This is a genomic window from Arthrobacter sp. KNU40 (genome assembly GCF_051515115.1).
Taxonomy (GTDB): domain Bacteria; phylum Actinomycetota; class Actinomycetes; order Actinomycetales; family Micrococcaceae; genus Arthrobacter.
Genome location: NZ_CP195850.1, coordinates 3,891,500 through 3,903,174 on the forward strand (window position 1 = coordinate 3,891,500; position 11,675 = coordinate 3,903,174).

At 62.0% G+C, this 11,675-nt stretch carries 11 protein-coding genes; 6 read left to right on the forward strand and 5 right to left on the reverse strand.

Annotated features, from left to right (window positions below; genetic code table 11):
- Position 1 precedes the first annotated feature (1 nt).
- The 4 genes from ACSKT0_RS18085 to ACSKT0_RS18100 form a co-directional block, all read right to left on the reverse strand.
- Positions 2–943 carry a sugar phosphate isomerase/epimerase family protein gene (locus ACSKT0_RS18085; protein ID WP_437770977.1) on the reverse strand — a complete coding sequence of 314 codons (942 nt, stop codon included), beginning with the start codon at positions 941–943 and terminating at the stop codon, positions 2–4.
- Positions 903–1,910, reverse strand: coding sequence for a Gfo/Idh/MocA family protein (locus ACSKT0_RS18090; RefSeq protein ID WP_437770978.1), 1,008 nt, complete (start codon positions 1,908–1,910; stop codon positions 903–905). Before ACSKT0_RS18090 ends, ACSKT0_RS18085 begins: the two co-directional genes overlap by 41 nt.
- Positions 1,911–1,952: 42 nt before the next feature.
- Positions 1,953–2,798, reverse strand: coding sequence for a sugar phosphate isomerase/epimerase family protein (locus ACSKT0_RS18095; RefSeq protein WP_437770979.1), 846 nt, complete (start codon positions 2,796–2,798; stop codon positions 1,953–1,955).
- A 279-nt stretch (positions 2,799–3,077) separates the two neighbouring features.
- Complete coding sequence (locus ACSKT0_RS18100; RefSeq protein WP_437770980.1) at positions 3,078–4,541, reverse strand: MFS transporter; 1,464 nt, start codon at positions 4,539–4,541, stop codon at positions 3,078–3,080.
- A gap of 149 nt (positions 4,542–4,690) precedes the next feature.
- Here ACSKT0_RS18100 and ACSKT0_RS18105 point away from each other — a divergent pair, with 149 nt between their 5' ends.
- The 3 genes from ACSKT0_RS18105 to ACSKT0_RS18115 all read left to right on the forward strand — a co-directional run bounded on the left by ACSKT0_RS18105 (position 4,691) and on the right by ACSKT0_RS18115 (position 7,406).
- Positions 4,691–5,239 carry a gluconokinase gene (locus ACSKT0_RS18105; RefSeq protein WP_437770981.1) on the forward strand — a complete coding sequence of 183 codons (549 nt, stop codon included), beginning with the start codon at positions 4,691–4,693 and terminating at the stop codon, positions 5,237–5,239.
- Complete coding sequence (locus tag ACSKT0_RS18110; protein ID WP_437770982.1) at positions 5,236–6,747, forward strand: GntT/GntP/DsdX family permease; 1,512 nt, start codon at positions 5,236–5,238, stop codon at positions 6,745–6,747. Before ACSKT0_RS18105 ends, ACSKT0_RS18110 begins: the two co-directional genes overlap by 4 nt.
- 194 nt (positions 6,748–6,941) lie before the next feature.
- Positions 6,942–7,406 carry a hypothetical protein gene (locus ACSKT0_RS18115; protein WP_437770983.1) on the forward strand — a complete coding sequence of 155 codons (465 nt, stop codon included), beginning with the start codon at positions 6,942–6,944 and terminating at the stop codon, positions 7,404–7,406.
- Positions 7,407–7,413: 7 nt separating this feature from the next.
- Here ACSKT0_RS18115 and ACSKT0_RS18120 read toward each other — a convergent pair whose 3' ends face one another.
- Complete coding sequence (locus ACSKT0_RS18120; protein WP_437770984.1) at positions 7,414–8,256, reverse strand: AfsR/SARP family transcriptional regulator; 843 nt, start codon at positions 8,254–8,256, stop codon at positions 7,414–7,416.
- A 409-nt stretch (positions 8,257–8,665) separates the two neighbouring features.
- On the opposite strand from ACSKT0_RS18120, the gene ACSKT0_RS18125 reads away from it, so the two are divergent.
- Genes ACSKT0_RS18125 through ACSKT0_RS18135 form a run of 3 tightly spaced genes read left to right on the forward strand, consistent with a single transcriptional unit; the run spans position 8,666 to position 11,644 of the window.
- Positions 8,666–9,532 carry a glycosyltransferase family 2 protein gene (locus ACSKT0_RS18125; protein WP_437770985.1) on the forward strand — a complete coding sequence of 289 codons (867 nt, stop codon included), beginning with the start codon at positions 8,666–8,668 and terminating at the stop codon, positions 9,530–9,532.
- The gene (locus ACSKT0_RS18130) at positions 9,532–10,563 is read left to right on the forward strand and encodes a glycosyltransferase family 2 protein (RefSeq protein WP_437770986.1); all 1,032 of its coding nucleotides are present in this window, start codon (positions 9,532–9,534) and stop codon (positions 10,561–10,563) included. The genes ACSKT0_RS18125 and ACSKT0_RS18130 overlap by 1 nt, the downstream gene beginning before the upstream one ends.
- Positions 10,556–11,644 carry a hypothetical protein gene (locus ACSKT0_RS18135; RefSeq protein ID WP_437770987.1) on the forward strand — a complete coding sequence of 363 codons (1,089 nt, stop codon included), beginning with the start codon at positions 10,556–10,558 and terminating at the stop codon, positions 11,642–11,644. The genes ACSKT0_RS18130 and ACSKT0_RS18135 overlap by 8 nt, the downstream gene beginning before the upstream one ends.
- Positions 11,645–11,675 lie beyond the last annotated feature (31 nt).

Sequence of the window (11,675 nt, forward strand, 5' to 3'; positions counted from 1 at the left end):
ATTAGAAGAGGTCGGCGTGGCCCATGGCCACCAGGTTGTCGTAGGAAGTCTGTAGTGCTTCCCACACCGTGCGGCCGTAGAGCTCGTCCTGCTCCACGAGCAGGTACTCGGCGCCGGCAGCCTGGGCCGCTGGAATGATGGACGGGAAGTCAAGGTTGCCTTCCCCCACTTCGGCGAACTGGACCACGTTCTTGAACTCGGCCATGAAACCCGCGATGTCCCCCGTTTCCAGGAGCCCGAAGGCCTGCTCCGGCAACTCGCCGATCCTATAGTCCTTCAGGTGCACCATGGCAGTACGTCCGGCGTATTTGGCGAGGGTCCGGACAGGGTCCAGGCCGCCGCGCTGCACCCAGTGCACGTCGATTTCCATGCCCATGGCCGGGGAGTTTTCGGCAATGATGTCCAGCATGTATTTGCCTTCGAACTTGGCGAACTCGATGTGATGGTTGTGGTAGTACAAGCCGACGCCGTATTCCCGGAGCCGTTCGGCGTATTCGTTGGCTTGCTTCGCGAAGTCCACCGCCGCGTCGATCGACTTCATGGCCGGGAACGGCATCATGCCGATCCGTAGAAGGTGCGTGTCAAGTCGCTTTGCGTCGTCAACGATCTTGTCGAAGTGGTCCTTGAGGGAGTCCCCCGGCATGCCTTTGGGCGTCTCCATGGCGACCGAAAGCGCCGCGATGTCCATGCCCAGTTCGCTGCGGGAGCGGTCCAGATCGGCAACGTTTTCCGGTGTCATCGGGATCTGCGAGATTTCGACGGCGTTGTACCCTATCGCGCTGACCTTGCGAAGCGTTTCAAACGCCCCGGCTTCGGCAAAACTGCCCTTCAGCATCATTGCCTGTACGCCGATTTTTGCCACTTTGTCCTCCGTTAGTTCGGTGCCCTCATGGGCCGCGTGGTTAGTCCACTTGCCCGGAAATCTCCGGGTAGCTTTGGGCATAGATGTCCTTGACGATCCTGAGTGACTTTTCGGCTTCCGCTGGGCTGATCCAGAACGGCGCAGGATCCCCGAGCTTGGCGTAGAAGTCCTTGATCAGGAGCTCGTGCGATACGCCCCAATACGCGCGCCCACCCGATTCCAAGGCCCGTTCCGGGGTGGTTTCCACGGTGCCGTCGGCATAGCTGACAACAAGGTCGCCCCTGAGGCTGAGGGTGGCCCTTTCGGTCACGATGTCCAGCGTCACAGGCGCATTGGTGGCGTTGGCCAGGGTGGCGTAGAAGACGCTCGTAGCACCGTTGGAGTGCCCGGCAATGAATTCCGCCGTGTCCTCCACCTCGATCACGCCGCCCAGGGAGCGGGTGGAGGCGTGACCCTCCACTGTGGTTACGTCACCTACCAACCACTGGAGCAGGTCTACCGTGTGGATGGCCTGGTTCATCATGAGGCCGCCGCCTCCTTCAGCCCAGGTCCCGCGCCACGGCCTGTCACGGTAATACTCGGCCGTCCGGTGCCACATCACGGTTGCCGAGGCGCCGAGAACCTGGCCCAGTCCGCCGTCGTCGAGCAGTCTCCGCATGGCCTGCGACGTCGCGTTGTAGCGGTTCTGGAAACACACGGCGATCTTCGCCGTGCTCCGTTCCGCCGCCTCGACCAGCCGCCGACCCTCTTCGAGAGTGTGGGCGAGCGGCTTCTCGACAATCACGCTCACCCCGCGCTCAAGGCAGTCCACAGCCAGTGAGGCATGCAGGTGGTGCGGCGTGCAGATATGCACGACGTCGGGCCTCACCGCATCGAGCATCTCCAGGTGGTCCGCGTACCCGGCCGCGCCGTAGGCGGCGATTGCCGCCTGGAGGCGTCCGGCGTCGGTGTCGCAGACCGCCACGAGTTCAACGTCGTGCATCTTGGCGATTGCTCCGAAGTGCACGCTCGACACATCGCCGCAACCGATGACTGCTGCTGTAGGCATTCTTCTCCCTCGAAAGATGTTTTCCTTTGAACCTACAGGCCCTCAGGCGAGGGCAACACCGTTCTTGGCTGCGAGTGCCGCAAAGGCGCGCGCCGCAGCGCCGAAGGCTACAGGTCCGGAGAATCCGCCCAGCTCGTGGGCGCTTGCAAGGTGAGGTTCGAGGGAACAGAAGCCGGAAAAGCCATCGGCCTGGAGCGCGGCGATGGTGGCGTCCAGTTCGCCGTCGCCTTCGCCGGCAGGCACTACTTCACCGGTACCGGCGACTGCATCCTTGATCTGGAAGTACTCCAGGTAGGGGCGCAGTACGGCATAAGCCTCCGTGTACGGCTTGATCCCCACCTGGACAAAGTTGGCGCTGTCCCAGGCAACGCGCAGTGCCGGCGAAGCGACGGTCTCCATGATGTCCAGGACTCGCTCGGGGGTGTCGCCGTAGATGCCCTTTTCGTTTTCGTGCAGGAGGACGACGCCGGACGCGGCCGCCTCGTTCGTGAGTGCAGTCAGGCGCTCCATGACTGAGTCGCGGATGTCCTCATGGCTCTGCCCTTCGGCCCGGTATAAGGAGAAGATGCGAATGTACTTGGCGTCGAGGCCCTTGGCCACTGAAATGATCTGGCGCAGCCGGGCGAGCTCATGCTCCACGGGAACACTGACGTCGATCTTGCCGATGGGGCTCGCGACTGCGGAAACCTTCAGGCCCTTCTCGTCCAGGATGGCCTTGAGCCGCTCGACCGCTTCGGGCGTAAGTTCTGAAACATTGGTGCCCCATGCGCTGCGCACTTCAATATGGCCGGCACCGAGGGCCAGCAAGACGGCGGCCTGGACAGCGGGATCGGGATCTACTTCGTCGCCGAAACCAGACAGGCTCCACACGGCATTGGTTTCAGTCACGGAAATCTCCTTTGGATCCGTTCGCCCGCATGGCGGCGTATGGCGCCAAGTGCTAGTTCGCGGGCATGCGTTCACCTCGAGTCTAGTCAGCTACGCACCCGGTTGACAACCGCTTGCCAAATATTGGCAACTTTCTGCCGTCCGGAGATTCCCTTCCGCCGGCAGGGTCCTCACGTGGGGTATCGATCCGATAGGCGCAGCCCTCGATTGCTTCCTCCCCTGCCGTTCGAGAATTGCCGCTCCTGTCCGAGATCGAAAAGTGCCCCGAATGAGCCGTCGTCAGGCTGGCGCTCCCCCCGTCTGGGCAGTGATCGGGGCAGCGATGTCCTCCAACGACCGCCTCGCAGCCTCAACCCCGAATACGATCTCGACGACGCCGGCTGCAACCATCAGCACCGCGCCTATGACATAACCGAAGGCCACTGCTCCGATTCCCTGTTCAACGAACCGACCGAACAGGATAGGGCCAGTGATGCCGCCAATACCGGTGCCCACGGCGTAGAAGAACGCGATGGCCATGGCCCGAGTCTCCATTGGGAAGATTTCGCTCACCGTCAGATACGCGGAACTGGCGCCCGCTGAAGCGAAGAAGAAGATCACCATCCAGCAGGCGGTGAGCCAGAAAGCATCAAGCGCTCCGCTGGAGAAGACGAACGCCGTGATGGCAAGTAGGACACCTGACGCGATGTAGGTACCGGAAATCATCGTGCGGCGCCCGACGCTATCGAAGAAGCGGCCCAGGACGAGCGGGCCAAGGAAATTGCCGACAGCGATCGGGACCAGCGTCCATGGGGCAAGGTCGCTCGGGACGTTCAGCAATTTTGTCAGCACGAGCGCATAGGTGAAGAACACCGCGTTGTAGAGAAACGCCTGGCCAATGAAGAGCGACAGACCCAGGACGACCCGCTTCGGGTAGCGCTGGACCGCCGTCTTGATGATGACGCCGAAGCCAATTGACTTGCGCTGACGGACTTTGAGCGTCTCGTGGACCTCGGACAGCTTCTCCCCCGCGGCCTCCTCGACGTCGTCCTCGATCTTGCGTACGAGCTGATCCGCCTCTTTGTCGCGGCCGTGGATGAACATCCAACGCGGAGACTCAGGCACGTTGCGCCGCACGAGCAGGATCAGCAGGCCAAGAAACGCCCCCAGGCCGAATGCGAGACGCCAGCCGATGCCGGGCGCGAAGAAGACTGGGTTGAGCAACAGCACGGAGAGCGACGCACCGAAGGCCGTCCCAAGCCAGAAAGAGCCGTTGATGGCCAAATCCACGACGCCGCGACGGGCGGCGGGGATGAGCTCGTCTATCGCCGAATTGATCGCCGCGTACTCCCCGCCAATGCCCGCTCCGGTGAAGAAGCGGCAAATGAAGAACCACATCGGGTTCAGGGAGAACGCAGTGGCCACGGTGGCAAGCAGATACAGCCCGAGGGTGAGGAGGAAGAGCTTCTTCCGCCCGAACCTGTCCGTGAGATGGCCAAAAACGAGGGCTCCGGCGCAGGCGCCGGATACATAGACCGCGGCAGCCACGCCAATGTCCGCAGTGGACATGCCGAGACCGCCATTCGGCTGCGTGAGGCTGTCGCCAATCGCCCCAACGATGGTGACCTCGAGTCCGTCCAGGATCCAGACGGTGCCGAGACCGATGACGATCATCCAATGCCATCTGGACCAAGGGAGGCGATCCATTCGGCCGGGGATGTTCGTTTCGATGACGTCGCTTGTTGCACCTCTCACTGCTGACATGGCCCTCCTCCTTGAGTAGATCATCAGTATGCTTTGTATATGCCGTTGACGGAAGCATTTCCGGCGCTGGGCGCCGAGCGAGCAGCTGCGATTCGCTATGGCACAGAGGCCCACGTGCTGCCAAGATGGGCTCCATGGACCCTCTTGACATGGAGACACCCCCTCTGGCCGAACCGGTTGTGCTGGTTGTCATGGGCGTTTCGGGCTCCGGCAAGTCCACGGTTGCCGCGCTCCTGGCGGGTCGACTTGGCTGGGCCTTCGAGGAAGGCGATGCCTTGCATCCCCAAACAAACATCGACAAGATGGCTGCGGGACATCCGCTCACGGATGAGGACAGATATCCCTGGCTTGAGAAGGTTGCCGAGTGGGTCGACCGGAGGCTGGATCACGGGGAAAACGGCGTCATTACTTGTTCGGCGCTCAAACGGACTTACAGAAACATCATCAATCGCCGAGGTTCAGGTGTCGTCTTCGTTTTTCTGTCCGGGACGCCCGAGACCATCAGCGCACGGCTCGCCGAACGCCACGGCCATTTCATGCCCGCCAGTATGTTGGGGAGCCAGTTTGCGGACCTTGAGGAACTGTCCCCGGGTGAGCCCGGAATCCGGATAGACGTTGGTCCGGCTCCAGGAGTGATTGCCCAACAAATCATGGACAAGTTCGGCCTGCGGCCGAGCGGAACAGGACGAGAACCATGAACGGAATCTCCATCCTCAACAGGCCCCTCGCCGGGGTCGCCACCGATGCAACCACGGACGCGATGCATCAACCGTGGACCGGCCACGACACCCAAGTACTTGTGGTGGCGGCCATCGGCATCGCGATAGTCGTCTTACTGATCGTCTGGGCAAAGATGCATGCTTTCCTGGCTTTGAGCATCGGCGCCCTCTTCGTCGGCATTGCCTCGGGTATCGCCTTGGACAAGGTCACCACGTCCTACGAAAACGGCGTCGGCGGCGTGCTGGGCTACGTTGGTGTGCTCATCGCGCTGGGAGCCATGCTGGGCAAGCTGTTGGCTGATTCCGGCGGCGCGGACAAGATCGTCGACACGCTTCTCCATGGTCGGCCCGCAACGCTGCCTTGGAAGATGGCTCTCATCGCCGGCATCATCGGCATCCCCATGTTCTTCGAGATCGGGCTCGTGCTACTCATTCCCGTAGTGATGCTGGCTGTGCACCGTTCCAAGGGTCCGGCCATGCGCCTTGGCATTCCGGCCCTGGCCGGCTTGTCGGTGCTCCACGGGTTCATCCCGCCGCACCCGGGCCCGTTGGCGGCGATCGGCATCCTGCACGCCAATGTCGGTGTGACTCTTGCTTTTGGCCTGCTGATCGCCATTCCAACGGTCATCATCGCAGGTCCCCTCTTTGGCCGTCTCGCGGCAAGGATCGTGCCGATCGGAGCCGCTGGCGCAGGCTTGGCAGTCACCGTCGGATCCGGCGAGCACGCTGAACCGGCCAGGCCACAAGGCCCCGGCGCGAAAGCCGCCAGTTCGCACGGCGACGCGCCGGTAGGCAAGGCACAGGATCCGCAAGCAACGCGCAGCCCGTCCTTTGGCTGGACCTTGGTGACCCTGTTGTCGCCGTTGGTGCTCATGCTGATCAAAGCCGGGGCAGACATCTGGATGGACAAGAGCGCCGCACTCCGCCCTTTCCTGGACTTCATCGGCGATCCGGTCTTTGCCCTGCTCGTGGCCGTGCTTCTGGCAATGGTGACATTCGGTACACGGGTCGGCTTCTCCGCCTCCATCCTGACGAAGAAGATCGGCGAGAGCCTGTTGCCGATTGTCGGGGTCATGCTTATCGTCGGCGCCGGGGGCGGCTTCAAGCAGGTACTCGTCGACGGCGGTACCGGAACCGCGATCGCCAAGATCGCGGTAGCTGCCAGTCTGTCGGCCCTGGTGCTTGGCTGGATCATCGCAGTGCTGATTCGCCTCGCCACTGGCTCGGCGACTGTTGCTACGGTGACAGCCGCTGGCATCATCGCACCGCTGGCAACCGGCTTGTCGCCCGCTCAGCTAGCGCTGGTAGTGCTCGCCATCGGTGCCGGCTCGCTGTTCTTCTCCCATGTCAACGATGCGGGCTTCTGGCTGGTCAAGGAATACTTCGGACTGACAGTAGGCCAGACGATCAAGACCTGGTCGGTTATGGAAACCATAATTTCGGTCGTGGGATTCGGATTCACCCTGCTGCTATCGGTTTTCGTCTAATCCCAAGCCGGACGACGGCCTTCCAATGGTTTCGGCCAATCCCCTCCGCACCTCGCTTACGACTTTGAGTCGGCCCCGTGTGCGCAGATAGCCTGGACTTCGCCAGTCTTCACGCGGAGTTCAGATTGCCGCAACTTTCCGGACGTACGTTTGCAGGAAAGAAGATGTCTCGGTGTTCAGGCGGGAGAAGAGCCATGGGCGGAGCGAGTTTTCGCAACGACTCACGGATTCCATCAGGATTTGGACAGAACAACCTAGGGCCGAACCAGTTGCTGCTGATCCACTTCGACCGGGAGATCATGCTCTCCGTTCGCGTGGGCGAGCATCTGCGCGGCCACGGCGAAATCCTGGTGGGCTTCACCGCGGACGACTTCTTGGCCGGAAGTGTGCGATGTCTGGGCATTCGGTTCCGTGGGCGAAGGGTCCTGGGATCGTTCGACCTGCTGCGCGTATCGTCTGCCGCGCGCTTCAGCGGGTCGTTCGGGCGGGTAGACGGGTCAACTGATGCAACGTTCTTACTCGGCGATACGGTTTCGGCGCTTTTCCCGGCGGCAGGACTCAAAGGATTGGATATCGGGCGGCTGTATCCGTTCAAGGTACGTGATGGCAGGCTTACTGGTGAGAGCCTTGGATTCGCACGCCTCGGCGTCGAAAGGTGACGCCGGACTACGGTTTTTGCGCAGCCAGTTCCCTGACAAGGTTTACGCCGGGGGCCCCCGATTCGGAGGTCACGGGGCGGAGCGACGGGAGCATCTGGGTGGGCGGCAAACCGCCGTTGTCCATTTGACGGCCGCTGTCTCCGACAGCACCGGCGATGAGCTTGACGAGTGACGGGGACGGGCCAACACCGAATTCCTGTCTCAAGTCGGCGGAGAAGCTCCGATACGTTTTAAGGGCTGAGACAAGGTCGCCGGTCGCAAGGTGGGCCTGTATCAGCAAACGGTACGAGGACTCCCTGAATGGCTCCAGGGCAATGGCCAGTTTGCTCGCAGCCTTGGTTTCCTCGGTGTTTCCCTGACTGAGGTGGTATGACGCGATGGAGTCGAGGGCCGCTGTACGAAGAGCCCGGAACCGTTCCTGTTCGACCAGAATCCAGTCTTCGTACCATCCGGGAAGAAGCTCCGCAGTCCGTAGCCGTTCCCATCTCGGGTACGAATCGCTCAACTCAGCTCCCGGGACTTGAAGCTCGCGTTGAAGGTCTGTGATATCAACCAGCACGTGCTCACCAAGGGCGACGGAGACATCCGTAGTTCCGTCAGCATCAAGTAGGCCGGGGAGCTCGTGATTGATGTGCCAGATGCTCACCCTGAGACCGACGGCCGCCTGGGCCTCGGACGAGTCAGGCCAGAGAAGTCCGGAGAGGAACGTCCGCGGCCGCTCGCCGAGCAGGGCCAGCGCGGTGATCAGGCGTTGCTGCCGATGTGCTACCTTTTGCCGTGCGCCATCCCGGCTCAAGGCCCAACCGTTGAGCAAGGTCAGGGACCACTGGGGATCTGGTGATGAAACCACGTCTCGTACCCCAATCTAAAGTCGGATTCCTCGTGGGCAAACGCTACGTCGTCCGACACTAGTCAGTTTTGACAAGGCCGGTCACGAGTGGCCACTACTTGAATCAAGGAACCCCGAAGGAAGCCCTACTTACTCGTAATCGATAATTCCCTCGGCCGGCCACGCAGGCCTCCCCCGGCTGAATCCTTCACAACACGAGCCACGCCTCCTTGTAACGGTGCTGTAACGCTCCCGGTCCCATGCTCATGCCAACATCCACTTGACCGGGTGCATGTAATCGCGAGCGAAATGGAGGTGCCGCCATGAACCATCGAGGCCCCCTTTTCCGGCGACCGTCCAAAAGAGGGCGCCGGATGCTTCCCAGTTGGTATTCCGCATTCGTGCGGATAGATCGACGGGGGTGAGATCTGTGTCCATTGGACAGTTGGAGCCTGCCAGCGGCCGGACCCCTGCCGCTTCAGCTCCCGGGGCTTCGCTCCCGACGGCTTCGATCAGCGTGGTGATTCCTACTCTGAACGAGGCGTTGAATCTGCCGTGGGTGCTCAGGCGGATGCCGTCATACGTTGACGAAGTCATCGTCGTGGACGGTCGATCCGAAGACCTCACCGTGGATGTGGCGCGCGCGCTTCGCTTCGACGTTGTCGTAGTGAACGAGCTGCACGCCGGCAAGGGCGCCGCCATGCGGGCAGGGTTCGCCGCGGCAACCGGGGACATCATCGTCATGCTCGATGCGGACGGGAGCATGGACCCGAGGGAGATCGGTTGGTTTGTTTCACCCCTTCAGCACGACCACGATTTCGTCAAGGGCTCCCGATATGTCACCGGCGGCGGGTCCGACGACTTGACGCGTTTGCGTAATCTCGGGAACCGCGCGCTCACGGGGCTGGCAAACAAAGCCCTGCACTGCAACTTCTCGGATCTTTGCTACGGGTATATCGCTTTCCGCAGGGAGTGCCTGGAGGTCCTTGAACTCAAGTCCGATGGTTTCGAAATCGAGACCGAGCTGGTGTCGCGGGCAGCCCGGGCGGGGCTTCGCATCGCTGAGGTGCCAAGCCACGAGTTGTCCCGCATTTCAGGCAACTCACATCTGCAGACCTTCCGCGACGGGTGGCGCGTCCTGCGAACGCTGACCCGCGAGTGCGTCGGATGGGATGCGCCAACGGCAGGGGTACGGCCGGAGGCCCTTCGGCGCGTGAAGTACCGGTATCCGGATATGAGGTTTCCCCATGTTCCAACCGACCCGAAGACGGTCCTTGCGATGCTGGCGGACGGCTAATGCCCAGCGGGGCCGACTGGCTCAGTGTCAGCGTCGTGATCTGTTGCTTCACCGAAGCCCGATGGGAGTTGCTGCTCCGCGGGCTCGCGTCGGTTCAGTCTCAAACACTTCGGCCGGAACAGCTTGTTGTCGTAGTTGACCACAATGAGGATCTGTACCGGCGATTGGGTCTGTACCGGCGACTAACGGGTGGGCTGCTGGGGGTTGAAGTAGTGGAGAACTCCGGGCCCCGGGGACTTTCCGGCGCGCGCAATACCGGAGTGAAGGCGGCAACCGGTGACATTGTGGCCTTCCTCGACGATGACGCCGAAGCCGCACCGGACTGGCTGGCCCGGCTCATCCTGCTCTATGACGATCCGGATGTGCTGGCGGTCGGGGGCAGGGTTGAACCCGTGTGGGAATCGGGTCGTCCGGCGCACTTTCCCGAAGAGCTTGATTGGATTGTCGGGTGCACCTATAAAGGTTTGCCCAGAGTCGCGGCACAAGTGCGTAACGTGATCGGCGCGAACATGTCCTTCCGCTCCGATGTCTTTGAGCGGGTCGGCGGGTTCAACGCTTCCCTTGGCCGGCAAGGTGATCGTCCGCTTGGATGCGAGGAGACCGAATTGTGTCTGAGGGCATCCATGGGCTCCCCCGGCACCCGCGTGGTTTACGAACCGGCAGCGGTGGTTCGCCACCATGTGCCTGCGACGCGCGGTACCCTGCGCTACATGTTGTCGAGGGCCTGGTCGGAGGGTGTTTCGAAGGCCCAGGTGACCCGGCTTCTCGGGCGGAGCCAAATCCTTGGACCGGAACGCCGATATGTCCGCCGAGTGCTCCCGCGCGCTGTTCTGGCCGGACTACGTTCCTGCGGGAGAGACGGTGACATCGGAGGACTGGCCCGGGCGGGAGTGATCCTAGCGGTTCTGGCTGTCACTGCCATTGGCTATCTGCAGAGCCTGTGGCAGTCGTCATCGAGCCCCGTGCGTGCGTCCGGCTCCGTTTTGTACCGGCTCATTCGCGACAACAGCGGAGGCAAGCCCAGTGATTAACCAGCAGATCGTTACCTCACCCGCAGTTGCCTTCGACGTCCACGGACGAGTCGGAATCAGGGTGGCCCAGGGCACGCCGGGTGAGGCACAGCTACGTGACATGCTTGCCCCGTTCCTCGGCCCGTCGGCTTCAAACCTTCAGTTGAACATCAGCGGCGGCGTCACTCCGGTTCCCGCGCAGTCCCACGCCGAAGACGCCTACCGGTATACAGATGATTCACTGTTCCTCCCGGAGGACCGGGTTCAGGTTACCCGTACGGAAAACGGCTTCATGGTCGAAGGGGCGGGCGAACTGTTGACGGCGATCGTGCCGCTGTTGGACCACTTGTGTATCAGGCAGGATACAGCGATGGTTCACGCAGCTATGGTGAACTACCGGGGAGCGGGCATCCTGATGCCCGCATGGGGCGGCGTCGGTAAAACAAGTACAGTCGCAAAGCTTTTGGCCATGCCGGAGGTCGGATTCATGGCCGATGACTGGGGATTCATCACTGCGGACGGGACCCTTCTGTCCTACGCAAAACCGATGTTCATCAAACCCCACCACCGGCCAATCTATCCGGAACTGTTCCAAGGAATCCGCAAGCCCCTCGCGCCTGGCTGGCTGACTTCGACCATCAGCGGCGTGGCCACCGCTGTACACCCTGTCATCGTCCGCTATCCACGGACGGCCGCCTTCACGCGTCGGTGGTCACCCGAGCACAGAATGGTCCACCCGGCAGACGTTTTCGGCCCAGGGAAGATCGTTCCGCAGGCGCCCGCCAGAATCGCCGTCTTCCTCGAACGATTCGACGAAGCGGAAGCCCGGTTGGAGCGCCGGACAGAAGCCTGGATGGCAGCGCGAATTGTGGGCAACTTTCATTCGGAATTGCCTTTCGTGTCGCGGCGGCTCATCGAGGCCTTAGGGGCCACGGGCCTCGTGCCATTGGGCGAGCATTTCTCCGCAAAAACCTCCGTCATCACACGTTCGCTGAGTGATGTTCCTTGCTTCGTGCTGCGCCTTCCCGTGGCCTGGTCCGCCGACCGGACCTCAGACTTTGTCGCAGGCACCGTCACCTCCATGGTGGACGGCCGGCCGTGAGCAGGAACGCGGGGTCTGGCAGCGTTCTGGA

Bases quoted from the DNA above. Each gene is read 5' to 3' on its own strand.
- ACSKT0_RS18085 (WP_437770977.1), bottom strand. From the start codon at position 943: ATGCCCAAAGCTACCCGGAGATTTCCGGGCAAGTGGACTAACCACGCG.
- ACSKT0_RS18090 (WP_437770978.1), bottom strand. From the start codon at position 1,910: ATGCCTACAGCAGCAGTCATCGGTTGCGGCGATGTGTCGAGCGTGCAC.
- ACSKT0_RS18100 (WP_437770980.1), bottom strand. From the start codon at position 4,541: ATGTCAGCAGTGAGAGGTGCAACAAGCGACGTCATCGAAACGAACATC.
- ACSKT0_RS18105 (WP_437770981.1), top strand. From the start codon at position 4,691: ATGGAGACACCCCCTCTGGCCGAACCGGTTGTGCTGGTTGTCATGGGC.
- ACSKT0_RS18110 (WP_437770982.1), top strand. From the start codon at position 5,236: ATGAACGGAATCTCCATCCTCAACAGGCCCCTCGCCGGGGTCGCCACC.
- ACSKT0_RS18115 (WP_437770983.1), top strand. From the start codon at position 6,942: ATGGGCGGAGCGAGTTTTCGCAACGACTCACGGATTCCATCAGGATTT.
- ACSKT0_RS18130 (WP_437770986.1), top strand. From the start codon at position 9,532: ATGCCCAGCGGGGCCGACTGGCTCAGTGTCAGCGTCGTGATCTGTTGC.